Below are 24,277 nucleotides of genomic sequence, written 5' to 3' on the forward strand. Positions count from 1 at the left end.
CACCTACGGCAAGGGACGGACGGCCGACTCCCCCACGTCAGGCCGTACCGAGGGCGGCCCGCAGGGTGCTGATCGCCTGGCCGACGGCGGCTTCGGCGGCATGCGTGCCACGCAGGGCGTCGAGCATCACGAAGTCGTGGATGATGCCCTGGTAGCGGACGGCGGTGACGGCGACGCCGGCCTCCCGGAGCTTGTTGGCGTAAGCCTCGCCCTCGTCGCGCAGGACGTCGGCCTCACCGGTGATGACGAGCGCCGGGGGCAGACCGGTGAGTTGCTCGGTGGTGGCGCGCAGCGGGGACGCGGTGATCCGGGCGCGCTCGCTCGGGTCGGTCGTGTACTGGTCCCAGAACCACCGCATGCCGTCGCGGCGCAGGAAGCAGCCGGTGGCGAACTGGTGGTAGGAGCCGGTGCCGAAGTTCGCGTCGGTGACCGGGTAGAAGAGCACCTGCTGGACGAGCGGGACATCGTCGCGCTCCTTGGCCATCAAGGGTGAGCGCCGCGGTCATGTTGACGCCGACCGAGTCACCGGCCACCGCGACACGCGACGCGTCGAAGCCGTGCTCGGCACCTTCGGTGACGACCCAGCGGGCGACGGCGTAGTTCTGCTCGATGGCGACCGGACAGCGGGCCTCTGCTCCGCCGTGAGCGCCGCGCGGAGGACTAACGGTCCGTGGCCATCCGCCTCACCGAGACCGGGACCCGCCTGCGGGAGCGCGCGGACACGGTTCCCCTCGCCATCGGCGACGCCATGGGCCTGACCCCGGAGCAGGACGCCACGGCCGAACACCTCCTGCGCCTGCTCACCGCCAACGTCACGGAGCACTGAGCGGCACCCGCACCCTCGGCACCCTCGCCACCTTCCGCGCCCTCGCCACGCGTTTCCGGGCCACGAAAACACTGGCCTGTTCTTTGCCATCGAGTGTGTGTGGGGAGGCCGCGCCCTTCCGCACCTCCCGCCCTTTTCCCTCTCGTCCGGCCCTGCGGTGCGACGTAACCGAACGTGTCCGAATTTGAAACGACGAGTTCACGGGCGCGCAAGTTTCTCTTGTGTCCATAGCGGCTAACCCGCAGATCACAGGGGTTGAAATGGTTTCCTCCCTTTCTGCGAGACGGGCCGTGAGGTGCGCGTGATGGACGAACTGCGTGTGCTGTCGATCTATGAGGGATTCTTTTCGGGCGGGGCCCGGATCGTGCACAGCGATGTCGTGATGGGGCTCCATGAGGGTGGTCAGCGCCACTCGGTGCTGAGCCTGAATGGCGAGATGTATCGGGAGGCGACCCGGCAGCGGATGGAGGACGACGTCTGCTTCCGGTCCCTCACCGGGGCCGGCGTTCCGGTCACCTCCCTGGGCCGCGGTCACGGGGCGTCCGACGCCGCGAACGCCTTCACCGGACCGGAGCTGGCCGCCGCCGCCCGGGCCATGGCGGGCGCGGACGTCATCCTGTCGCTCAAGGAGCAGCCGCTCGGCCTGCTCAACCAGGCGGGCCTGCCCCGACGGCCCGTCGTGGTGTGCCTGCACCGCTCCGATCCCGAGAACCAGGGAGCGGCCCTGGACGAACTGAGGACCGCGGTCGCCGACGGCCGGATCGCCGCCGCGATCTGCTGTGCCGAGTCGACCCGAGCGGCGTACGCCGCCGCCGGGATCCCCGCGGAGCTGCTGCACGTGATCCCGAACGGTGTGGACCTGCTGCGGTTCCGCCCCGACCCCTTCAGGCGCGCGCTGCTGCGGGCGTCGCTGGGGATACCGGCGGACGCGCCCGTGATCGTCTTCGCGGCCCGCTACGCGGAGATGAAGAACGTGCCGCTCTTCCTGCGGGCGGCCCGCGCCTGGCTGCGCCGCCGCCCCGAAGGCCAGGTCCTGATGTGCGGCGCCGGGATGACGCGGGCCAACGCCGCTCTGCGCGAGGACATGGCCACCGCCTTCGGCGACGAGGCCTCGCTCACCGACCGCGTATCGCTGCTCGGCGTACGCGACGACATGGAGATCGTCTACGCCGCCGCCGACGTGGTGTCCCTCACCTCCTCCAGCGGCGAGGCGGCCCCGCTGTCGCTCATCGAGGGCATGATGTGCGGCGCCGTCCCGGTCGCCACCGACGTCGGCGACTGCGCCTCGATCGTCGCCGGGCACGGCTTCCTCACCCCGCTCGACGCCGAGGCGGTGGCGCGGGCCTGGTGTGAGGCGGTGGAGCGCGGTGCCGAGTTCGCCCCGGCCCTCGCCCTCAGCCGCGAACGGTTCAGCCGCACCCGCATGATCGCCGCGTACGCCGGACTCGTCGAGCGGGTCGGCGGCGGGGCGGGCCGGGTGTCCCTGTCCGTCCCCGAGCCCCTTCCGGAACCGTTCTAGAACCGGCCGGCGCCGCCCCGTCGCCCCGGCACCCGGCGCCGGCCTCCCGGCCTCTCCGCCTCTCCGCCGCGAACCGCCCCACCGCTCCACCCCTCCCGGCCCGCCCACAGGAATCAGTGCTTGTATCGGCGGCCGAGGGGGGTGGAGCGCCGCCGTTCACGGTGGAGAAGCCGGTCGCCCCGAGAGTTGTCATATGCGATTGCTATATTGCGCAACCACGCAAGCAAGGTGGGAATCCCCCTTCGCCACAGCACCGAGGCCTGAGCGGCCCGACCGTTTCGTGGGAGTGCGAGATGACTGACCCAGGGGACGGCCCCGTCGGCCGGGCCACGCGCCGCCGCGCGCCGGCGGTGCCACGGCAGCGCGCGGAAGAGGACTCCGCCGCACCGCGGACGGGTGGCCGGGCCGACTCGCGCTCCGCGACACCTGCCGGGGCCGGGGCGCGCGGCCGCGCGCGCCGGGGCACGTCACGGCGCCGCGCCCGTGCCGCCGGAAAGGGCAGACGGATCCTGCGGACGGCCGCGATATCCCTGTCGCTGCTGCTCATGGTCACCGCGGGCGCCGGATGGTGGTTCTACGAGCACCTGAACGGCAACCTCCACAGCGTCCCGCTGACCGACGGCACGGCGAGCGACAGCGCGGGCAAGGAGAAGGCGGACTCCTTCGGCCGCACGCCGATCAACATCCTGGTGATGGGCAGCGACGGCCGCACCAGCGCGAGCGACTGCAAACTCGGCGGCGGCTGCTCGCAGACGGGCGTGCAGTCGGGGAGCGGCAACGCCGACGTGGAGATGGTGCTGCACATCTCCGCCGACCGGTCCAACGCCACGGTGATGAGCATCCCCCGTGACACCGTGACCAGCGTCCCCGCCTGCAAGAACAGCGCGACGGGTACGTCGACCGGCGGCTACTCCGGCATGGTCAACAGCGCTCTTCAGTACGGTCCGGCGTGTCAGGTGGCCACCGTGCACCAGCTCACCGGCATCCCCATCGACCACTTCGTCCAGCTCGACTTCTCCGGCGTGGTGAAGATGTCGGACGCGGTGGGCGGGGTGTCCGCGTGTGTCGACTCCAACGTCTACGACACGTACTCGCACCTGAAGCTCGCCAAGGGCACGCACACCCTCAAGGGTGTCGCCGCGCTGGAGTTCGTCCGCTCACGACACGGCTTCGGCGACGGCAGCGACCTGGGGCGCACCTACGCCCAGCACATCTTCCTCAGCTCCATGATCCGCAAGTTCAAGAGCGCCGGCACCCTCACCAACCCCGCGGCCGTCTACAAGCTGGCCGACGCCGCCTCCAAGGCGCTCACCGTGGACACCGGCCTCGGCAGCGTCAAGAAGCTGGTCGGGCTCGCCACCGACCTGGACAAGGTCCCGGCCGAGCGCATCACGTTCGCCACCATGCAGACGGCGCCCGACCCCAACAACAGCGACCGGGTCGTGGCCGCCCCGGCCGCCCGGAGCCTGTTCGCCACCATCGCGGACGACCAGTCGCTGACGGGCACCTCCGGCAAGACGTCCGCCGCGGCCACCGCGACCGCCACGGCCTCCCCGGTACCCGCCGCCCGGATCGCGGTGACGGTGGAGAACGGCACGGGCATCGCCGGCCGAGCCTCCGCCGTCGCCGGCGCGCTGATCGACCACGGCTACAACTCCGGTACGACCACCGGCAACGCCCCCGGCGGCGCGGCCACGACCACACTCACCTACGGCACCGGAAAGAAGGCGGAGGCCCAGACCGTCGCCCGCACGCTGGGACTCTCCTCCGCCCACCTCCAGCAGGGCGGCGGCGGCGTGACCCTGGTGATCGGTACGGACTGGACCAGCGGCACCACCTTCCCCGGCGGCTCCGCGACCTCGGGCGCTCCGGCCGACGCCAAGGCCGCCAAGGCCGACGCCCACTCCCAGACCGCGAACGAGTCGAAGTCCTGCGCCAAGGTGAGCACGTACAGGACGGTCAGCCTCGACGGCGTCGCCATGACCCCGTCCCAGGCCTACGCGGCAGCGACCACCAAGAAGGACTCGGCGCCCTGACGCCCGGCACCGCCGCCGGCAGGCCCGTCCGCCCGCCGGCACCACCCGGTGTCCGGGCCCACCGAGGCACTGGTGCGGTACGCGCGGCCGTACGCCGTTCCCGTCGGCCCCGCCCGGGTCCGCGCCCGCCCGGGTCCGCGCCCGCCCGGGTCCGCGCCCGTCTGGGATGCTGGCCACGTGCCGACCACGCCGCAGCCGCCGGAGCCCGTCACCCCGCACGCGCCCAGGGCCCTGCCGAGACCGCTGCTCACCCAGCAGTGGCTCGACCTCGCGTTCGTCCACTGGGCGGTCGCCCCTGACGCCGTCGCCGGTCTGCTGCCCGAGGGAACCGTCCCCGACGTGCTCGACGGAGTCACCTACGTCGGCCTGGTCGCCTTCCGGATGCACCGCGTCGGCTGGCTCCACTCCCCCGGCGTGCCCTACCTGGGGACGTTCCCGGAGACGAACGTGCGCCTGTACTCGGTGGACGCGCACGGGCGGCGCGGCGTGGTCTTCCGGTCGATGGACGCCGCCCGGCTGGTGCCCGTGCTGATGGGACGGGCCGCCTTCCGGCTTCCGTACACGTGGTCCCGTATGGACGTCCGTGCCGAGGACGACGTCATCACCTACACCAGCTCACGGCGCTGGCCGGGACCGCGCGGCGCGCACAGCCGGATCGTCCTGCGCAGGGGCGCACCGATCGGCGAACCCACCGGGCTGGAGCACTTCCTGACCGCCCGCTGGGGCATGCACAACGCCTTCTTCGGCAGGACCGGATACCTGCCCAACGACCACCCCGGCTGGCCCCTGCACCGCGCCCGGCTGCTCGCCTGCGAGGAGAACCTCCTCGAAGCCGCCGGTGTAGCCGCGCCCCAGGGGGAACCGGTGAGCGTGCTGTACTCCCCCGGTGTGCCGGTCCGGCTCGGCCGCCCGGCGCGGCCCGCGGGCATCCCGACACCCTGAACACGGCCGTCCTCCGGGCCGAACACGTCGAGGGTGCCCGCGCCCGCACGGCGGGGACCCTCGACGTCCCGGGACCGCGCGCCATCGACGGAGAGGCGTCCCGGTCGGCCGACCCGCCCCTCCGTCCCCTCTGGTCCGTCTCCCCTCGCGCCCTCGCGTCAGCCGCTCGCCAGCAGGGCCTCCAGCGCCACCGCCGTGTCCGGATGACGTGCGGCCAGTGCGGCGCCCGAGGGACCGGGGGCGGCCGTGCGCCACGTCCCCTCGCAGCCCAGCAGGTTCGCCAACGCGTCGCAGGTGGCGGGGTGGGTGACGAGCAGGGCATGGGCGCCGCCGCCCGCGCCCGCGCGCCGTGCCGTACGCCCGGCCTCGGCATCGGCCTGCGGCTGTGCCTGCCACGGCGGCACCCACGCGTCCAGCTCCGCGAGCCGCCCGGGGAAGATCCGCCCGACCTCACGGATCAGCAGCGGGGCCAGTTCCGCGCCGCCCGAGCGCAGGGTGGTGATCAGGGTCGGCAGCCATGGCAGGAGCACCGGGTCCGGCAGCCGTCCGAACGCGTTCGACACCGCTTCCACGACGAAGTCGGTGAGGCCCGGGACGGGCTCCAGGGCGTGCACGAAGCCGCTGAGGTAGCGCGGATACGCGGGCACCACCAGGGGATTGCCGAGCAGTTCGTCGCACCGCGCGCGCAGGTCCGCGCGCGAGAGGTGCCCCAGCTGCGTCCGGGCCGCCCACAACAGCGCCGTCCTGGACGGATCTCGCGGGTGCGACTGGGCGACCGCCAGTTCCAGCTGGGTCCGGTCGCAGCTCAGCGACAGCGCCAGGCCCTCCATGCTGAACAGGAAGCCCAGCATCGCCGCCACCTGCCGCACGGTGGCGTCCTCGTCGGTGAACGCCGTCGGCAGCAGCGTGCAGTAGTGCGCGTATCCCGCCTTGACGAACGACTCGATCCACGGCGGCAGCACGGGCTCGCCGGTGCGGTAGTACGCCAGCAGCCGCCGTACCCGGCGCAGCACCTCCGGCGCCCCGTCCACGCCGCGCTCGGCGGAGAGCACTTCCAGGGCGTGGGTGCCCAGCTCGTCGGGGAGGCGGCGGCCGCGCAGATACAGCGTCGCGTCCTCGACGGCCTCCAGGACGGTCGCCGTGGTGGCCCGCGGAGCGTACGCCGTGCGGCGCAGCCGCTGTTCGAGGACCTGCTCGATGCTGACACCCTCGTACCCGAGCTCGATGAGCGCCCGCTGGTGGGTACCGAGCGCCAGGTCCCACGACTCCTGGATCGATCGCTCCCCCAGTTTGCGCTCGCCCATGATCGGCCGTGCGGCACCCTGCGGCAGCAGACGGCGCAGCATCCACAGCACGTCGGAGCACCGCTCCAGCTCGGGCCGTCCCGTCATGTCCAGCAACGCCCGCTGCACACCGCGCTGCTGGAGTCTCAGGTTCAGGGGGGCGAGACGGTCGTGCACGTCGCGGGCCAGGGGCGGCAGCGCGTCGTAGCCGACCTGGCCGATCCGGTCGCCGCCCATCATGATCGCCACGATGTGGCGTACGTCCCGGCGGCCCGGCACGGTGTCCTTCTCGATGCAGGTGACGGCCGCGTCCTGGAAGTCGTACGGCGTCGGCTTGGCCCGGTCGCGCATCCCCGCCAGCAGGATCGACGTCTCGAACACGGCGATGGCGTCGGCGGTGGAGGCGAGGTAGCCGTTGCGGCGCGCGGCGCGTACGACCTCCACCGACCAGCCGAGCAGCTCGGCCTCGTCCAGCCGGTCCAGGACGGGTGGCCGGCCCAGGAAGCCGGTCAGTCTGTCCGCGGCCGGGAGCTCCGGTACGGGAGCCGTCGCCGCCACCGTCTTCCTGGCCCGCGGTCCGCCCGCGCCGGACTGTCCGGCCAGCCGGTACGGACGGACACGGGTGCGCCCGACGTTCTTCGCCCAGAGCGTCGCCGCGATCGACACCGATCCCGTGGCGAGGCCGAAATGCGCCTCGATCGCCGCGTGACTGGACGGGATCAGGCCGTGCTGCCACTTGGTGGCGGTGCGCGGGCCGATCTCGAAGGTGTCGGTGCCGTGGACCCCGAACTCCTCGACCCGGCTGGCCGCGTGGAACGCGCCGCAGACGTACAGACAGTCCGCGGGGTCGGTGCCGGTCGCGGCGAGGTGTTCGCGCATCCTCGTCCACATGTGGCGCTCGCGGTCCTCGTCGACGCGGACCCGGTGGGAATCACCCGGGGCGAGTCGTCGGAAGAGGCTGCCGATCAGGAGCATGACCTGGCGGTAGGTGTCGTGATCGCTGTCGCCGAGCGGCATTTCGACGTACTGGTGCCACCACTCCGACCAGTGCCGCACCCTGCCGTGGCGCAGCAGGTGTTCCTCCAGTTCGGCGAAGCGCGGGCGCAGGTCTCCCAGTTCGACGCCGACCGCGTCGCCGTGCAGCGCGGCCTCCTCGGCGGGTGGTGCGTCCGTCTCGGCCGGCTCCGCGTCCCGGGTCCCGCGCTCGTCCCACTGGAAGACGTGGTCGGAGGAGCGGTCGACGAGGACCAGTTCGACGCCCGGGGTGTCCAGGGCGTAGGCGATCGCCTGGTACTCGGCGGAGGCCTCGGTGATCGGGGCGACCACGGAGAGCGGGGACCACTCGGCCGGGAAGCCGTCGGTCTCGGTCGCGAACGCCTGGACCGCCACGGGGAGCCGGCAGTTGCGCAGTTCGGTCAGGAGCGGCGCCATGTCCTCGCACAGCTCCAGGTACACGACCTTCGGCTGCTTCTCCCGCAGGCGGCGCGCCATCGCGATCGCCGAGGCCGGTGAGTGGTGGCAGACGGGGAAGATCTCCAGCGGTTCGCGCACCGCGCGGTCGACGTCGTCGACGAGGCCGAGGAGGATGCCCTCCAGGGCGCCGGGGCCGTCGGCGAACGTCGCGGCGGCCTCCCGCAGTTGTGTGCGCAGGGCCGCGAAGGTCCCCTCGGTGGTGCCGGTCATGACAGGGTGGCGATCGCTTCGCGGCCGCCCTCCAGGAACTCCGGCCAGGAACCGCCCTCTTCCCTGCTGCGCGGCTCGACGACGCCGTGCAGGTACTTGTTGAGGATGGCCAGGTCCTCGGGCTCGCGCCGGGCCAGTGACCCGACGAGCGAGGAGGCCAGGGTGTGGGCGGTCAGGGAGCGTTCGCCGAAGAAGTTGCCGTGCAGGATGGCGTCCTCGAGCACGCCGATCTGTTCGGCGGTGGACAGCGCGGACTCCAGCTTCTCGTCGTCGCTGCCGGCCGCGGCCGCGGAGGCGCGCAGGTCGGCGAAGCTCTGCAGCAGCACGTCGAGCAGCGTGGGCGGTACGTCCAGTTCGATCCGGTGGCGGCGCAGCAGTTCCTCGGTGCGGAAGCGCACGATCTCCGCCTCGCTCTTCTTGTTGGTCACCACCGGGATGCGGACGAAGTTGAAGCGGCGTTTGAGGGCCGAGGACAGGTCGTTGACGCCCCGGTCGCGGCTGTTGGCGGTGGCGATGATCGAGAAGCCGGGCTTGGCGAAGACGATGCCGTCGCTGTCGAGTTCGGGAACCGAGATGTACTTCTCGGACAGGATGGAGATCAACGCGTCCTGGACGTCGCTGGTGGAGCGGGTGAGTTCCTCGAAGCGGCCGATCGCGCCGGTCTCCATCGCGGTCATGATCGGTGAGGGGATCATCGACTCCCGTGACTGGCCCTTGGCGATGACCATGGACACGTTCCAGGAGTACTTGATGTGGTCCTCGGTGGTACCGGCCGTTCCCTGTACGACCAGGGTGGAGCTACGGCATATCGCGGCGGACAGCAGTTCCGCCAGCCAGCTCTTTCCGGTGCCGGGGTCGCCGATGAGGAGCAGTCCGCGGTCGGAGGCCAGCGTGACGATCGAGCGCTCGACGAAGCTGCGGTCGCCGAACCACTTCGGGGAGATCTCCCGGTCCAGGCCGTCGGAACGCTCCGAGCCGAGGACGAACAGGCGGACCATCTTCGGGGACAGCCGCCACGAGAACGGTTTCGGGTTGTCGTCGACGGACTCCAGCCAGTCGAGTTCCTCGGCGTACTTGATCTCCGCGGGGGCGCGCAACAGCTCGGACATGTGAGGGCCTTTCTCAAGGTCTGCTGGGCAGGTGGCCCGTGCCGCGGCACTAGGCGAGGAACGTCTTGAGTTCGTGGACGAGTTTGCGGATGTGGCCGGAGAGCACGGGTGTACCGAGATCCTTGAAGCGCTCCCGGAACCACGGGTTGACGCTGCCGCGCCCGGAGCTGGTCACGGACCCGACCGGGATGAACCTGGCGCCCGAGCGATGCACGGCGGCCATGCTCGCGAACAGCTCGTCGGTCCGCCATTCGTAGAAGTCGGAGATCCACACCACGACGGTGTTGCGCGGCTCGGCGATCTTCGGCTGCGCGAGGGTCATGGCGGCCGTGCCGTCGGTACCGCCCCCGAGGTTGGTGCGCAGCAGGGTCTCGAAGGGGTCGTGCACCCACGGTGTGAGGTCGAGCGCCTGGGTGTCGTACGCGATCAGGTGGACGTCGACCTTCGGCAGCCCGGCGAAGATCGACGCCAGGATGGTGCAGTTCACCATCGAGTCGACCATCGAACCCGACTGGTCGACGACGACGATCAGCCGCTGAGGGGTCGTCCTGCGTGCGGTGTGCCGGTAGTAGAGGCGGTCGACGTACAACCGCTCCTCCTCCGGGCTCCAGTTGGTGAGGTTCTTCCAGATGGTGCGGTCGAGGTCGAGGTTGCGGAACACCCGCTTGGGCGGCACGGAGCGGTCGAGGGCGCCGACCGAGGTCTTCTCGACCTGGGTGCGCAGTACTTGGGCGACCTCCTCGACGAAGCGGCGGATCAGGGCCTTGGCGTTGGCCAGGGCCACGCCCGAGAGGTTGTCCTTGTCCCGCAGCAACTGCTCGATGAGCGACATGCTCGGGGTGAGCCGGGCGGCGAGCGCGGGGTCCGCCAGTACCTCGCGCAGGCGCATCCGCTTGACGAGGTCGGCCTCGATGGCGCCCAGTTCCGGGCCGATCGCCGGGATCAGCCGGCTGAGGTCGGGTGTCGTACCGTGGCCGCCGGTCCCGGTCGGGCTGACTCCGGGCCCGCCCGCGGCCGTCCCGGCACCGCCTGCCGCGCGTCCGCCGCGCAGGTCACCCGGCTTGCAGCCGAGCGCCCGCTCCAGCCAGCCCGCGTCCGACTGCCAGCGCGCCAGCTGCCCCGCGGTGACGGTGCCGGAGCCGGAGGCGAAGACGTTCAGCAGCACCTTCGACACGAGCGCGGCCCGGCGCACTTCGGCGGGCCGGTCGCGGCCGCCACTCTCGGCGGCGTCCCCACCCCCGTCGGCGTCCCCGTCCCGGCCGTGCGAATCAGAACCGGCATCGGAACCAGAATCGGAACGGGCCGCGGCCCCGGCCCCGGCCCCGGGCGTCATCAGGCCGTCGAACTCGGCCGCCAGTGCCGGGTGGCGCTGCACGATCGAGTCGACGGAGGTCTGCGGGTCCAGCAGCCCGGACGGCAGCCCGATGTCCTCGACGACGGCGAGGCTCGCGGATTCGAGCGCGGCCTGCTCCTCGTGGTCGAAGAGCCGGGCGAGGAGCCGCCAGTACAGAACCTGACGGCGGTTGTCGTCGGGGTCCGCTCCGGGCGCGGCGCCGTCGGCCGTCTCCGATGCGGGCGTCCGATCCGTCGCGTGCCCGGTCAAGTGCCCAGCCTTGTGCCCGCTCTCGTGCCCGGCCGTGTGATCGGCCGTGTGATCGGTCATTTCCGCAGCAGCCTTCCCGCGCGCTCCCGCAGCACGGCCACGGCGTCGGTGGCGGCCTTCTCGGCCCGGACCCCCGCCTTGTCCGTGGTGCCTCCGGCCCATCCCCCGGCGTGGATGGCGACGGCCTTCTTCCGGACCGTCGTCTCGACGGCCAGCGGCTGGACACCGAACGCTCCGGCGTCCCAGCGCAGCAGTCCGATGCACGCCCCGGACGCCGCGACCGCCTCGGGGGTGAGCGGCCCGGCGGCGGGTACGCGGTCGGTGTCGACGGCGAGGGTGTGTCCGGCGACGGTGAACGTCAGCGTGTCGTCGGCCTTCCGCACCGTGTAGCCCTCCAGGAAAACGGGGGCGGCGACGCGCGTCGGATGCCGGTCCAGGGGTGCGGTCGCCGCGTCGGTCGCGGTGGGCAGGACGACCCGGGCGGTGGCGAACGCGTCGGCGGGTTCCCCCGGACGTGCGCGCTCGTCGCTCCACAGCAGGTCGCCCTCGGCGGTCACCGGCATGTCGGCGAGGTCCATCGCGCGGCCCTCGCTGACGGCCGCCAGCAGCGACATGTGCGGGCGGAGCAGCTGCCACAGACCCGCTCCGACGACCGTGTCCGGCTTCGGCACCGACACCGCGGCCCGCACCAGCCGGGGCGCGGTGCCGTCCGCGGGCTCGAACACCGCGTGCACCTGGGCCTGCACGGCGGTCGCGTGTTCCTGCACGTCGACGCCGAGGGGCAGCAGACGGCCGGTGGCCGTGCCGGTCGCGGGCGACCCCGCCGCGCCGGGCACCGTCAGCAGCATCGCGCGTGACCACAGGTCGCCCCAGCGGCGTACCGGGACACGGTCCAGGGACGCGCCCGGGCAGGACGCGGCGAGTTCGGCGGCGAAGCCGTCGAGGAGCGTCGCCAGGCGGCGCAGCGCCGGGTCCGGAAGCATCGCGGAGACGGCGGGCGCCACCCCGGACACCACTTCGTGGTCGATGCCCCGCCACCCGCAGCGCGCCAGGTCGGACAGCCAGGAGCGGGCGGCGGCGAGCAGGTTCGCGGGCCGCGGGTCGGCGGGCGGTGGCGGCGTCTCCTGGACACGGTCACGGCCTGTCGCCTCGTCCAGGCGGCTCACGAGCGCGTCGTGGACGGAGCCGAGCAGGGCGGCGCGGGCGGCTGCGAGGGCGACGAGGTCGTCCTCGCTCGCGGCTCCGGCCGCCGCCTTCCCGGCCGCCTCGGCGGCCCTGGCGGCCAGTGGCGTTCCCGCGACGGCGTCCGCGAGCTCCGTCAGGCCGGCGGCCTGGGCGGACTGGGGTCGCAGCAGACCGCCGACGAGCGCCCGGTCGAAGGCGTCGACGGCCGTCAGGACCTCGTCGAGCCCGGGGACGGTCCCGGCGAGCAGGTCGGCGCGCATCACGCCACCGCCCTGGTCGGCGGGAACCACTGCATCTCCGGCAACGGCGCGGTGGTCGGGGCGAGTTCCAGATAGGCGAGGTGGCGCAGGAACCGGCTGAAGACGGGAGCGGCGGCTTTGGTGTCCCCCTGCGCGGGACGGGTGGCGCTCATGCCGTCGGTGATGCTCTGCGCGCTCGGTTCCCCGTCCGCGCTCTCGGCCCTGAGGCAGCGGGCGACGCGCTCGGGTCCGTACTGCAGCACCGCCTCGTTGATCAGGGCCTTGATGTGGTTGCAGAATCCGCCGCGGGCCCCGCCGCAGGGCCGGTTGTTGTTGGTGCTGCAGGCGAATGTGTACGTGCCCGCCGCGACCGACGAGACATAGACCCGCTCGATGTCGGAGCCACTGGACACCACACCCTGCAGGCGTCCGTCGGCCAGCTCGACGAACGGAACCTTGGCGAGCTTGCGCGGCCGCACGGGTGCTGTCACCCGGGCCGTGCTCGACCTCTCCCAGTCCGACAACTCACCATCTCCTCTGCGCCAGGGGACGCCCGCGCCACAACGGCGGGGACACGAACGAACCTACTGGCGACCACTGACAACGCCGATCACGACGGTGTCGCCGCGGCCCGGGGACCGCGGCGTGTCCGGCCGTTCAGCGGCGGAGGTGGAGGGCGTCGAGCGCCTCGTCCAGCGTCGTCGCGGCCATGATGAGCGAGAGGTGGGTGAAGGCCTGCGGGAAGTTGCCGAGCTGCTCCCCGCTGGGGCCGATCTCCTCGGCGAACAGGCCGACGTGGTTCGCGTACGTCTGCATCTTCTCGAAGGCGTAGCGGGCCTGGGGGAGGCGTCCCGCGCGGGCGAGGGCGTCGACGTACAGGAACGTGCACAGGCTGAACGTCCCCTCGCGGCCGCGCAGTCCGTCGGGGGACGCCTCGGGGTCGTAGCGGTGGACGAGGCTGTCGGAGACGAGGACGCGGTCCATGGCGTCGAGCGTGTTGAGCCAGGCGGGGCTCCTGGGGGCCAGGAATCCGACGCGGGGGGCCAGCAGCAGTGAGGCGTCCAGGACGTCGCCGCCGTAGTGCTGGACCAGGGCCTGCTCCCGCTCGTTCCAGCCGCGCACCATGACCTGTTCGAGGATCTCGTCCCGGGCCCGGGTCCAGCGCGCGGTGTCGGCCGGCCTGCTGAACTCGGCCGCCAGCTTCAGGCCGCGGTCGAAGGCGGCCCAGCACATCACCCGGCTGTAGGTGAAGTCCTTGCGCCCGCCGCGGGTCTCCCAGATGCCCTCGTCGGGCCGGTCCCACGAGTCGGCCAGCCAGTCCAGGGTGCGGGCCAGGCTCTTCCAGCCGTGATAGCCGGCCTGTTCGCCGACGGAGCGGCTCTCGGACAGCGCGTACATGGCCTCGCCGTAGATGTCGAGCTGCAGTTGGTCCGAGGCCGCGTTGCCTGCCCGGACCGGGAAGGAACCCCGGTAGCCCTCGAAGTGCCGCAGGATCTCCTCCGTCAGCCGGGGGTCTCCGTCGACCCGGTACATGATCTGGAGGGGTTCGCCGTCCGGGCCCTCCCGGGCTTCCAGGCGGTCGCCGAGCCAGCGGGTGAAGCGGGTGGCCTCCTCCACGAAGCCGAGGTCGAGCAGGGCCCGCACCGAGAGGGAGCCGTCCCGCACCCAGGTGTACCGGTAGTCCCAGTTGCGCTCTCCGCCGACCTGTTCGGGGAGTCCCATGGTGGCGGCGGCGACCGGCGCGCCCGTGGGGGCGTACGTGAGGAGCTTGAGGGTGATCGCGGAGCGGTGCACCATCTCCGTCCAGCGGCCGCGGTAGCGCGAGGTGCGTACCCACTTCTGCCAGAAGTCGACGGTCTCCCACAGCCCTTCGGTGACCCCCTCGTCGGTGGGGGGTGGTGGCGCCTCGCCGCCCGGCGCGCACATGCTGAACACCACGGCCGCCGTCTCTCCGTCGCTGAGGGTGACGCCGCCCCGGACGTCGTGGCCGTCCCGTTCGAGCGGCATGGTGGCCTGCAGGTGGGCGCTCACGCCGGGGGCGCGGAAGGTCGCCCGGTCGGCGGTCAGGTCGAGTTCGTGGCGGAGCCGCGCGTAGTCGAACCGCGGCCGGCATTCGAGGGCGAAGCGCACGGTGCCGCGCACGGCGCGCACGACCCGGACGATGCTGTGCCGGTCGGTCGGCGCCGGGCCGGGCCGGACGGGCATGTGGTCGATGATCTCGCCGACCCCGTCGGCTGACATGAAGCGGGTCACCACGACGGCGCTGTCCGGGTAGTAGAGCTGTTTCCAGGTTCCCCCGGGGCTCTGGGGGGCGAGCAGGAAGTGACCACCGTCGTCGTGGTCCAGGAGGGCCGCGAAGACACTGGGCGAGTCGAAGCGCGGCGCCGCGAACCAGTCGATCACGCCGTGGGAGGACACCAGCGCCGCGGTCTGGAGGTCCCCGATCAGACCGTGGTCGGCGATGGGCGGGTATCGGTCCATGCCGGTCTCCGTTCTCAGGCCGTTTCGGCCGTCACCCGCCCCGTACGGACGGCGTCCACGAGTGCCTGGTGGTCCCTCTCGTTCTGGTCGGCGTAGCGCTCGGCGAACGCCACGAGTGCCCGGTCGAAGACGTCGCCCGCGCCCAGGTAGGCGGCGATGGCGATCCGGTCGCCCGATCTCGCGTGCGCGCGGGCCAGCGTGGCACCGCAGAGTTCGCCGAAGGCGCGCATCCCGGTCGGCACCATCGTCCCGGGCTCGGCGATGCCCTTCCAGTCACGCAACTGCCGTATGTAGAAGTCCCGTCGACGCCCGTCGATACCGTCGGCCCGTTCCCAGCCCAGGAAGATGTCACTCGTGGCCTGCATCAGCCGGTGGCCGGAGATCACTCGCTCGCCCTGTGTCCGGTGGCCGCCGCTGCCCACGAAGGGCGCGAGGACGGACTCGCCCGCCTCCTTGGCCTGGAGGAGCAGCGGATCCTTGTCGTCGCGGCCGAGCAGGAGCACGATCCAGCAGCGGGTGCCCACGCTGCCGACGCCCACCACCTTGCGGGCCATGTCGACGAGGCGGTACTGCTCCAGCAGGAACCGCCGGTCCGGCTGGAGGCTCTGGCCGTACCGTTCGATCATCCGGCGGATCTGCTTCTCCAGCACGCCGCGTTCCACGTCGGCGAGCAGGTCCGCGAACGGCGTGATCAGGGGCGGGCCGGCGGCGATGCGGGCCTTCCCGTCGACGAGGTGGGTGAGTTTCCCGAAGGCCTGGAGGCTGTCGCGGGTGCGCGCCTTGCGCACCGACCGTGTCCAGCGGTCGCGGGCCCGCGCGTCCACGTCCTGGATGAAGTGCGTCCACACCCAGTTCTCGTCGAACTGGGCGTACCACACGGGGAGATTGCCCATCTCGGCGAAGTGCCGCATCCACTCGCGGTAGGACCGTACGGTCGCCCGTACGACGCCGGCCCGTTCCGCGGTGCTGAAACCGTTGGCCCGGCCCACGACGACGAAGCTGGCGGCGAGCCGTTTGACGTCCCATTCCCAGGGGCCGGGCAGTGTCTCGTCGAAGTCGTTGATGTCGAACATCAGGCGCCGCTCGGGCGACGCGAGCAGCCGGAAGTTCAGCAGGTGTGCGTCGCCGCACAGTTGTGTCCTGATGCCGGTCCGCGGGGTGCCGGCGAGGTCCCCGGCCATGACGGCGGCCGCGCCTCGGTAGAAGCGGAACGGCGACTCGGTCATCCTGCCGTAGCGGATCGGTACGAGCTCGGGCACCCTCGTCGCCGACTGGGCCTCGATGACGTCCACCGGGTCCGGCCGCCTCGCCGTCGGCGCGAACTCGGCGTGGCTGGAGCGGGGTGCGCGGGAGCGGGCGTCCTTGCCGAGTGCCGCTCGTTCCCGCGGCGTACGGTGCCGGGTCCCGCTGTCGGCCGTGGGAAGGGAGTTCACCGCAGTCGCTCCGCGATGTGGTCGCCGACGCGCAGGGCGTTGGCGATGGCGGTCAGTGAGGGATTGACCGCCCCGATGCTCGGGAAGAAGCTCGTGTCGACGACGTAGAGGTTGTCGAGGTCGTGGGCCTTGCAGTGCACGTCGAGGGCGGAGGCGCGGGGGTCGGTGCCGAAGCGCACGGTGCCCGCCTGGTGCGCGGTGGCGCCGATGGGCATGCCCTTGTGCAGGTAGATGCTGTGTGACAGCAACTGGTGCTCGTGCATGCCCAGGTGGCCGAGCATGCCCTGGAGCCTGTGCCGCAGCCGCTGGAGTCCGGCGATGTTGTTCTTCTCGTCGAGGGCGAGGTGGATGCCGCCGTCCCGGTCCAGGGTGACCCGGTTGTCCGCGACGGGCAGGTCCTCTCCGCACAGCCAGAAGTCGACGGCGTGACGGGCGATCACCTCGAACGGCAGGTCGGGGGTGACGGCACCGGCCCAGCGGGGCGCTTCGCCGTGGATCTGCGCGGAGTCGGACTTGCCTAGCATCTGGATGCCGCCCAAGGGGTGGTCCCAGTCGTCGGATCCCAGGTACCAGTCGTTCAGTGCCAGGGTCTTCTGGAACGTGGTGTCGTTCGGTTCCCTGGAAATCGCCATCAGGGCAAGGTTGTTGTGCCGCATGTAGTACCGGCCGACCACGTCGGAGCTGTTGGCCAGGCCTCGTGGGTGCCGGTCGTCGGCCGAACGCAGCAGCAGGGCGGCCGAGTTGACGGCCCCGCAGGCGACGACCACGATGTCGGCGCTGAACTCCGCGGTGGAGCCGTCGCCCAGCGTCACGACGACCCGGGTGACGCTCCGGCCGTCCGGGGTGGTGCCGAGGCGCCGCACGTCCGCGTGGGTGACCATCTCGACGTTGGCGTGGGCGAGGGCGGGGTCGACGCAGATGACCTGCGCGTCGGACTTCGCGCCGAGCAGGCAGGGAAAGCCGTCGACCCGGTCGCAGCGGATGCAGGCGCTGCCGTGTGCGGCCCCGCCCCGGTCGTCCTGGGTGAGGTCGACCCCGACGGGGAGGTGGAAGGGGTGCAGTCCCTGCTTCTCCAGGTCGTCGCTGAGCTGCTGGATCCGCGGCTCGTGCTGGACGGGCGGATACGCGTACTGGGCGCCGGCCGGGCCCTCGGTGGGGTCCTCGCCGTGCCGGCCGTGCACGCGGTAGAGGTGTTCGGCCTGGGTGTAGTACGGCTCCAGGTCGTCGTAGCGCAGTGGCCAGGCGGGCGAGACACCGTCGTGATGGCGGAGTTCACCGAAGTCCTCGGGGCGCAGCCGGAAGAGAGCGGCGCCGTAGAACTTGGTGTTGCCTCCCACGTAGTAGTTGACCTCGGGCGGGAACCGGTCCCCGTGTTTGTCGAACCAGAACTCCGGAGCCCGATATTTTCCTTTGACGAAGACCGCGGTGGAATCCCAGTTGTCGCGTTCACGAGGAAGATAGCCGCCCTTTTCGAGAAGGAGGATTCTTTTCCCGGTGGGCGCCAGTCGATGGGCGAGGGTGCCTCCACCCGCGCCGGTTCCGACGACAATGACGTCGTAATGCGTATCGGTCATACCGGCCACCGTCCTCGGAACATGGTCCGGTCCTGCCGGGCGGTTCGAGAGGGGGGAAGTACCCGACGTTCCGCGGAGAACTCGTACGACTCGAAGAAACCGAAGAAATCCCCGAGGCCTTCTTCCGCGACTTCCTCGACGACTTCCTCGACGACTTCCTCGACGACTTCCTCGACGACTTCCTCGACGACCAAGGTATCCCTGGGTGATGGTCTCGGCGAGTTGGGCTAGTCGGGTGAGCCGAGCCGCCGGGACACGGCGGGTTCCCGGGCGACGACCGCCCCCGCGGTGATACCGACGGCCACGACGACGCAGAGCGAGATCAGCCACGACAGCAGCGTGAAGACGGCGCCCAGCGACCCGTACTTGTCCAGGCTGCGGTTGAGCGCCGCGGGGACGTACAGCTTGGCGGTCAGCGTCAGCGCGGTGACGGCGGCGCCGGTGAGGAGCGCGCCGGGCAGCAGCGGGGCCCAGGGGACGCGTGCGGCCAGCAGCAGGCGCTGGGTCCACCACCACATGCCCACCTCGGTGACCAGCAGCAGCGGCAGCCCGAGCCAGATCCCCACGCCGAATCCGCCCCGCAGGGGTCCCTGCAGGATGAGCATGGCCAGCCAGGCCGCGATCCACACGGGCCACCTCCAGGCGGCGATCCGGGTGCCCGCGCCCGGCATCCGCCAGGCCCGCTGGCACAGCCGCTGCATGGCGCGGCTGCACGCGGTGGCGGAGATCAGGACCATCAGTCCGCTGACCACACCGGTGCTCTGCCGCAGGCTTCCGGGGTCGGCGTCGAACACCTTCTTCAGCTGCTGGTCGGCGACGCCGTTGATGCCGAGGACGTCCTCCAGGGAGACGAGGATCTGTTCGCGCACCGACTGCGGGGCGAACGCGGCGACCATGAAGAGCAACGGGACGGCGGTCAGGAAGGCCTGGGCCGCCAACCGCGTCGCGGAGTCGAGCAGGTTGACCGCGATCAGATGGGAGGTGAGACGGATGATCACCGGGAACCGCGTCTCGGCGGTCTGCCGCAGCCGCCGCAGCCGGAGCCCGAGATCCGCCGGCCGTCCGCGCCGGCCGCTCTCCCCGTCACCCGTCGACGGGCCGGATCCTCTGCCTGCGCGCATCCTGCTCCCCGGGTCGGGCCTGCCCCCCACGCCCGACGGCGCGACCGCGCCACCAGGGTGCCGCCCGCCGCGCCCGGCGGGCCCGCGGCGCGAGCGCCGTTGCGCCGTACGGGTGAGGAGCGCGCGGCGAATGCCGGGGCGGACACGCGGGTGCGGGCCGGTCCTGAAGCCTCCGCGCGCCGGGCTTCAGCACCCTCCGGCCGGGCGCGGGCATCAGCGCGCCGAGCGCCGGCTTCCGCGGGCCGGGCGCCGGCCTGCGCGGGCCGGGCGTCCGAACGGGGCAGGCGCTGCGGTCCGAGCGGGTCGCCCCGTCACAGGATCGCCAGCGGGTTGACGGGTGAGCCGGTCGCCTCGGGCAGCCTGAGGGGCGCGATCACGCACAGGAACGTCCAGCGGCCCTCCCGCGCGCAGATCGGCGCGAGGTCCTCGAACCGGAGATAGTCGAGAAGTTGCAGCCCCATCGCGTGGACGGCGAGCACATGCACGGGGAACGCGACCCCCTGTACCGCGCTCGGGGCCGTGTCGTTGTTGCCGTCGCTGCCGAGGACGGCCACCTGCCGCGAGGCCAGGAACTCCAGGGCCGTCGGGTGCAGACCGGCACGGGCGCGGGCCACGTCCCAAGGGCCCAGTTCTTCGCGGCGCCTGCGGTGCCCCACCCGTACGAGGACGATGTCTCCCCGGCGCACCCGTATCCCCTGCCGTGACTCGGCGGCGATGAGGTCGTCGCAGGTCACGTTCGCTCCTGGTTCGAGCCAGGAGAGGCCGTACAGCCGGGGGATGTCCAGGAGGACACCGCGTCCGACGATGCCGTCGCGGGCCAGCTCGACGGAGAGGGCGCTCGATCCGTCCGGCGACAGCGCGTCCGTCGCCGGTATGCCGCCGTGCAGGGTGCCGTCGTAGATGACGTGGCACAGCGCGTCGAGGTGACTGTCCACATCGCCGTGGACGTTCATGGAGATGCGGTCGCGCGCGAAGTCCAGGCCGCTCGGCGCCGGTTTGCCGTCGGGTGGAGCGGTGAGCAGATGCTCGGCCGGATCGGCGTCGTCGGGTTCGGTACGGGTCTCCACGGGGGCGGCGAGCGAGACCGTACGCCCCGACCGCACCTCGGCGACCGCCGCCAGCACCTGCTCCTCTGTGATCATGTCCAGGGCGCCCCGGGGTGTGGAGGCGCCGGGGGCCACGGCGCGCAGGTGTCGGTGGAGCGACCGGAATTCGGCCTCGCTGAGCTCGTCGGACGTCCGCATGTCCCCACCATCCGACAGCTGCCGGAGTCCGGCACGCCGAGTTGCCGGGCCCTGTGACCACCGCGTCGGCGCGGGAGCGACCTGTCGGGCGGTGCGCCGGCGCGCCCCCGGGGCCCGCGGAGGTGGGGGCGGCGTCGTCGAGTGCGCCGTCGTGACCGGGGGCGCGAGCGGGATGCCGTGCGGGTCGTGGGGCCCGGTCGAGCGCCGGCGCGCGAACCGGTCGCGGATCACCGAACGTCCACTCGAACGCGTCGTGGGCGCGACGCCCGCGGGGCTCGAACGCGCGAGCGGCTCGAACGCGGCGTCAGGCCGATGGAGTGGCCGAAGGTGCGGCGGACCGGGCGGAACCGGGACCGGTGTCGAGGAACTCGCGGATCGCGAAGGCGACCAGCACGATCACCAGCGTCCACACCACGACCGCCGTGGTCGGGTAGCTCCAGGTGAACAGGACGATCGCGGCGACCGCCAGGATCACGACGCCGATCCACCGCTTGAAACGGTGCACGAACCGGCCGACCGCGCCCAGCGGGAGCCCGGCGGACACGGCGACGTCGCGCACGGCCCCGATTCCCCTGCCGCATCCGGTGCGCACGCGGACGGCGACGGGGGACGGGCCGACGAGGAAGGCACCGGCGGCCGTCACCAGCGCGAGCGCGCCGACCGCCCGTACGCCGGCCCGCAGGAACCTGACCAGCGCGTCGAACACGGCAGCGGCGGCGGCTCGCGACGCCCCCACGGGCAGATGGTCGAGGTAGATCGCCCGCATCACGGTGAGCGCGACGCCGAGCACCACCATGGCGGCGAGCACCCCGAGGGCGGCCCCGATCAGGGCCCGGCGGCGGTTGACGGCCAGGTACACGCCCAGGGCGGCGATCAGCACGGCGACGACCGGCAGCCAGTTGCCGATGATCTCCAGCACCCTCAGATACGTCCTGACCCTGCCGATGTCCTTCGACGCGAACACCACGAAGTCCGTGTGCACGGCCGGGATCAGTGCGGCCGGCCCCAGACCGGCGCTGACCAGCCGGTCCTTCACCTCCTTCACGAGGGGTGCCACGTCGATGGCGACCTGGCCGTTCTCGACGGACACCGCGCCTCCGGACTCGCCCGTCAGTGCCTTGTCCAGGGCGGAGTGGGCCCTGCGGTTCGCGTCCACCCAGACGGTGTCGAAGACCCTGCTGGAGACCACCCGCTCCACGGTGTCGCCGACCAGGCTCTTCAGGCCACCCGTGATCGGGCCGGTCAGACCGCCGAGCAGCTTGGCCGCCGCGTCCGGGGCCCCCTTCTGCGAAGCCGCCCGCTCCAGGTCCTTGACCAGCTTCTCCACGTCGATCTGGTCCAGGACCACGGTCGTGACCCGGTTGGTGACCGCCTTCTGCACCGCGGGATTCCGTGCCAGCGGGCCGACCGTGGCGACGTAGCGGTCCGTGTCCCGCACGATGCTGTCCGCCCAGACCGCGACGACGGACAGCAGCGACAGCAGCGAGGCGAGGAGGATCAGCAGCACCGAGCCCGTCGACCGCAGCCAGTGGTGCCGCGCGGCCCCCGCCGGCCCGGCGCCCTCGAGAGCGGCGACCCGGTGCCGTAGTTCGTCCAGTTCGGTGCGCTCCCCCGCCGAGAGCCGTGACTCGCCGCCGGGCGGAACGGGATGCCGGCCCGGATCGGGCGGAGGCGCGCTGCTGGTCATGGATCCACGAGAGCCCCGCGGCCCCGATCCGGCGACCCGGACGGGTCCGGCGGGTGAACGCCGCACCGAGGTGCGACCGGTTCCGTCCGATGTTGGAATGGCATGCGGGAACAGCGGGAATTCCGGGGGACTCCATGACCATCCAGGGGTGACGCCGTGAGCGAGTCCGTGCGCGATGACTTCATCGAAATGGGGCCGATCGACTACGTGGTCGTCGAGTTCCCCGGCAGCCGCATGACCGGCGAGGGATTTCCGCTGCTGGTCGACCTGGTGGACCGCGGCCTCATCCGGATCCTCGATCTGATGTTCGTCAGAAAAGAGGACGACGGGTCGGTGACCGGCTTGGAGATCGCCGATCTCACCGGTGACGGGGCGCTGGACCTCGCCGTCTTCGAGGGCGTGTCCTCCGGTCTGCTGGACGAGGACGACATCGAGGAGGCGGGCCACGCCCTGGAACCGGGCAACTCCGCCGGAATCCTGGTCTACGAGAACCTGTGGGCCGCGCCCTTCGCCGCCGCCCTGCGTCGCGGCGGCGCGCAGATGGTGGCCTCCGGGCGGATCCCGATGCCGGCCGTCCTGGCCGCGCTGGACGCGACCGACATTGTGCGGCCTGCGAGGGCTTAGCGGCCGCGCGGCCCTCCTCCACGGCGCCGGACCGGGCCGGAACCGGGCGCGTACCGAGTCCGGCCTGGAATCGACCCGGAATCGACCGGGTTCGGCCCGGGTTCGGCCCGGAATCGACCCGCGGTGACATCACCTGGGCCCTGACGAGCGGCAGCCCCGTCAGCCGGTCGTGGAGACCCTTGACCTGACCCGTCATCCGGATCGGTCAGCCGGATCGGTCGAACGGGCCGGTCGAACGAGTCGGATCAGCCGGCCGTTCGGTCCGCGAGGTGCTCGACGGCCGCCCGCACCACAGCGAGGTTCACCGGAAGAGCGGTGGTGGCGTCGACGGTCAGGCCCGACTCGTCCGGTTCCAGCGGCTCCAGCGCCTCGAACTGGGAGTCGACCAGCCGGGCGGGCATGAAGTGACCGGTGCGCCGGGCCACGCGGTCCCGTGCGGTGTCCCGGTCCAGAGCGAGGTAGAGGCACCAGAGCCCGTGCCCGAGGCCCGCGGCCGCCCGCAGTTCGTCGCGGTACGCGCGCTTGAGCGCCGAACAGGCGAGGACGAGCCCCTCCCCGGCCTCGGCCGACCGGCGGACACGCGCGGCGAGGGTCCGCAGCCAGGGCTCGCGGTCGGTGTCGTCCAGCGGGTGGCCGGCGGCCATCTTGGCGATGTTCGCGGCGGGATGGGCGTCGTCGCCCTCGACGAACGGCACGCGCAACTCCCCCGCGAGCGCCCTGCCGACGGTGGACTTCCCGGAACCCGACACCCCCAGCACCACGACGATCGGCGGCCTCCGTACCAGGGGCGGAGCGCCGCCGCCGACGGGGTCAGCCACCCGTGGCGAACCCGGGGAACAGGGTCATCCCGCCGTCCACGTAGATCGTGGTACCGACGACGTAGTCGAAGAGGTCGGAGGCCAGCGCCGCCACCACGTTGGCGATGTCCTCCGGGTCCCCGACGCGGCGGTACGGAATGAGCCGGAGCAGGTCGGCCTCGGCCTCGGGGGTGTCCCAGGCGCTGCGGTTGATGGGGGTGCGGATCGCTCCCGGGGCAACGGCGTTGACCCGGATCCGGTACGGGGCCAGCTCCTGCGCGAGCGTCCCCATGAGCATCTGGACTCCGCCCTTGGAGGAGGCGTAGTTCACATGGCCCGACCAGGGAATGATCTGGTGGACCGAGCTCATGCAGACGATCTTCCCGGCCGAGCGGGACACCTCCGGGACGACGCCCCGGCGCATGAACTCCTTGGCCGCCTCACGGGCGCAGAGGAACTGTCCGGTCAGATTGACGTCCAGCACCTTCTGCCACTGTTCCAGGGTCATGTCCACGAGGGCGGCATCGCGCTGGAGTCCGGCGTTCGCGACCATGACGTCGATGGTCCCGAATTCCCCGACCATGCGCGACACCATGTCGGCGACCTCGTCCTCCCGCGACACGTCCGCCTCGTGCGCGTAGGCGCGGACGCCGAAGGACTCGATCTCGCGCACCACCTCCTCCGCGGCGTCCCGCCCGGCCACGTAGTTCACCACCACGTCGGCGCCGACCCGTCCCAGGCCGATCGCCGTGGCCTTGCCGATACCGGAATTGGCGCCCGTCACCAGCGCCTTCTGCCCCTTGAGGAGCTGGTGGGCAAAAGGCGGGCGACCGTCACTGCCGCTGTTCTCCACGCGTCTCTCCTTGTGGGTACCGATGCTGAACGCTGTCG

The 24,277-nt window shown here is 72.0% G+C and carries 18 protein-coding genes and 2 pseudogenes; 5 read left to right on the forward strand and 15 right to left on the reverse strand.

Annotated elements, in window-relative coordinates:
* Nucleotides 1-37: 37 nt before the first annotated feature.
* Nucleotides 38-632, reverse strand: a pseudogene (locus tag GFH48_RS08915) (alpha/beta hydrolase); the annotation flags it as partial.
* Here GFH48_RS08915 and GFH48_RS08920 point away from each other — a divergent pair.
* The 4 genes and pseudogenes from GFH48_RS08920 to GFH48_RS08935 all read left to right on the forward strand — a co-directional run.
* A pseudogene (locus GFH48_RS08920) lies at nt 629-826 on the forward strand (MarR family winged helix-turn-helix transcriptional regulator); the annotation flags it as partial. The pseudogenes GFH48_RS08915 and GFH48_RS08920 sit on opposite strands and share 4 nt — an antisense overlap.
* 319 nt (nt 827-1,145) lie before the next feature.
* Nucleotides 1,146-2,345, forward strand: coding sequence for a glycosyltransferase (locus GFH48_RS08925; RefSeq protein ID WP_153292800.1), 1,200 nt, complete (start codon nt 1,146-1,148; stop codon nt 2,343-2,345).
* 293 nt (nt 2,346-2,638) lie between these two features.
* Nucleotides 2,639-4,381, forward strand: a complete 1,743-nt coding sequence (locus GFH48_RS08930) for an LCP family protein (RefSeq protein ID WP_194280532.1) — start codon at nt 2,639-2,641, stop codon at nt 4,379-4,381.
* Nucleotides 4,382-4,558: 177 nt separating this feature from the next.
* Nucleotides 4,559-5,323 (forward strand): YqjF family protein, encoded by a 765-nt coding sequence (locus tag GFH48_RS08935; protein ID WP_153287746.1) that lies wholly within the window; start codon nt 4,559-4,561, stop codon nt 5,321-5,323.
* 158 nt (nt 5,324-5,481) lie between these two features.
* Here GFH48_RS08935 and GFH48_RS08940 read toward each other — a convergent pair whose 3' ends face one another.
* From GFH48_RS08940 to GFH48_RS08995, 12 genes are all read right to left on the reverse strand, one after another.
* On the reverse strand, nt 5,482-8,289 hold the full coding sequence (locus GFH48_RS08940) for a DUF5682 family protein (protein ID WP_153287747.1): 2,808 nt from the start codon (nt 8,287-8,289) through the stop codon (nt 5,482-5,484).
* The gene (locus tag GFH48_RS08945) at nt 8,286-9,398 is read right to left on the reverse strand and encodes an ATP-binding protein (protein ID WP_153287748.1); all 1,113 of its coding nucleotides are present in this window, start codon (nt 9,396-9,398) and stop codon (nt 8,286-8,288) included. Before GFH48_RS08945 ends, GFH48_RS08940 begins: the two co-directional genes overlap by 4 nt.
* 49 nt (nt 9,399-9,447) lie before the next feature.
* On the reverse strand, nt 9,448-11,061 hold the full coding sequence (locus tag GFH48_RS08950) for a vWA domain-containing protein (protein WP_153287749.1): 1,614 nt from the start codon (nt 11,059-11,061) through the stop codon (nt 9,448-9,450).
* The gene (locus GFH48_RS08955; RefSeq protein WP_153287750.1) at nt 11,058-12,476 is read right to left on the reverse strand and encodes a hypothetical protein; all 1,419 of its coding nucleotides are present in this window, start codon (nt 12,474-12,476) and stop codon (nt 11,058-11,060) included. The genes GFH48_RS08950 and GFH48_RS08955 overlap by 4 nt, the downstream gene beginning before the upstream one ends.
* Nucleotides 12,446-12,916 (reverse strand): hypothetical protein, encoded by a 471-nt coding sequence (locus GFH48_RS08960; protein WP_228120462.1) that lies wholly within the window; start codon nt 12,914-12,916, stop codon nt 12,446-12,448. Before GFH48_RS08960 ends, GFH48_RS08955 begins: the two co-directional genes overlap by 31 nt.
* Before the next feature lie 166 nt (nt 12,917-13,082).
* Complete coding sequence (locus GFH48_RS08965) at nt 13,083-14,906, reverse strand: glycoside hydrolase family 15 protein (protein WP_153287752.1); 1,824 nt, start codon at nt 14,904-14,906, stop codon at nt 13,083-13,085.
* A 14-nt stretch (nt 14,907-14,920) separates the two neighbouring features.
* Nucleotides 14,921-16,339, reverse strand: a complete 1,419-nt coding sequence (locus GFH48_RS08970; RefSeq protein WP_153287753.1) for a DUF2252 domain-containing protein — start codon at nt 16,337-16,339, stop codon at nt 14,921-14,923.
* On the reverse strand, nt 16,336-17,913 hold the full coding sequence (locus GFH48_RS08975) for a GMC oxidoreductase (RefSeq protein ID WP_153287754.1): 1,578 nt from the start codon (nt 17,911-17,913) through the stop codon (nt 16,336-16,338). Before GFH48_RS08975 ends, GFH48_RS08970 begins: the two co-directional genes overlap by 4 nt.
* Complete coding sequence (locus GFH48_RS08980) at nt 17,910-18,107, reverse strand: hypothetical protein (RefSeq protein ID WP_153287755.1); 198 nt, start codon at nt 18,105-18,107, stop codon at nt 17,910-17,912. Before GFH48_RS08980 ends, GFH48_RS08975 begins: the two co-directional genes overlap by 4 nt.
* Before the next feature lie 33 nt (nt 18,108-18,140).
* On the reverse strand, nt 18,141-19,034 hold the full coding sequence (locus GFH48_RS08985) for a YhjD/YihY/BrkB family envelope integrity protein (protein WP_153287756.1): 894 nt from the start codon (nt 19,032-19,034) through the stop codon (nt 18,141-18,143).
* A 311-nt stretch (nt 19,035-19,345) separates the two neighbouring features.
* Entirely contained in the window at nt 19,346-20,278 is a 933-nt protein-coding gene (locus GFH48_RS08990; RefSeq protein WP_153287757.1) for a cyclase family protein, read from the reverse strand.
* Between the two features lie 304 nt (nt 20,279-20,582).
* Nucleotides 20,583-21,965 (reverse strand): hypothetical protein, encoded by a 1,383-nt coding sequence (locus GFH48_RS08995; RefSeq protein ID WP_228120464.1) that lies wholly within the window; start codon nt 21,963-21,965, stop codon nt 20,583-20,585.
* A gap of 189 nt (nt 21,966-22,154) precedes the next feature.
* Between GFH48_RS08995 and GFH48_RS09000 the strand changes: the two genes are divergently transcribed.
* Nucleotides 22,155-22,589: a DUF6325 family protein gene (locus GFH48_RS09000; RefSeq protein ID WP_153292803.1), complete on the forward strand. Its 435-nt coding sequence runs from the start codon at nt 22,155-22,157 to the stop codon at nt 22,587-22,589.
* Between the two features lie 245 nt (nt 22,590-22,834).
* Here the strand turns inward: GFH48_RS09000 and GFH48_RS09005 are convergent, their stop codons facing one another.
* Together GFH48_RS09005 and GFH48_RS09010 are read right to left on the reverse strand one after the other, a co-directional pair.
* Nucleotides 22,835-23,407, reverse strand: coding sequence for a gluconokinase (locus GFH48_RS09005; RefSeq protein ID WP_228120465.1), 573 nt, complete (start codon nt 23,405-23,407; stop codon nt 22,835-22,837).
* Nucleotides 23,400-24,239: an SDR family oxidoreductase gene (locus tag GFH48_RS09010; protein WP_153287758.1), complete on the reverse strand. Its 840-nt coding sequence runs from the start codon at nt 24,237-24,239 to the stop codon at nt 23,400-23,402. Before GFH48_RS09010 ends, GFH48_RS09005 begins: the two co-directional genes overlap by 8 nt.
* Between the last annotated feature and the right edge of the window lie 38 nt (nt 24,240-24,277).

This window comes from Streptomyces fagopyri, from assembly GCF_009498275.1.
GTDB lineage: Bacteria > Actinomycetota > Actinomycetes > Streptomycetales > Streptomycetaceae > Streptomyces > Streptomyces fagopyri.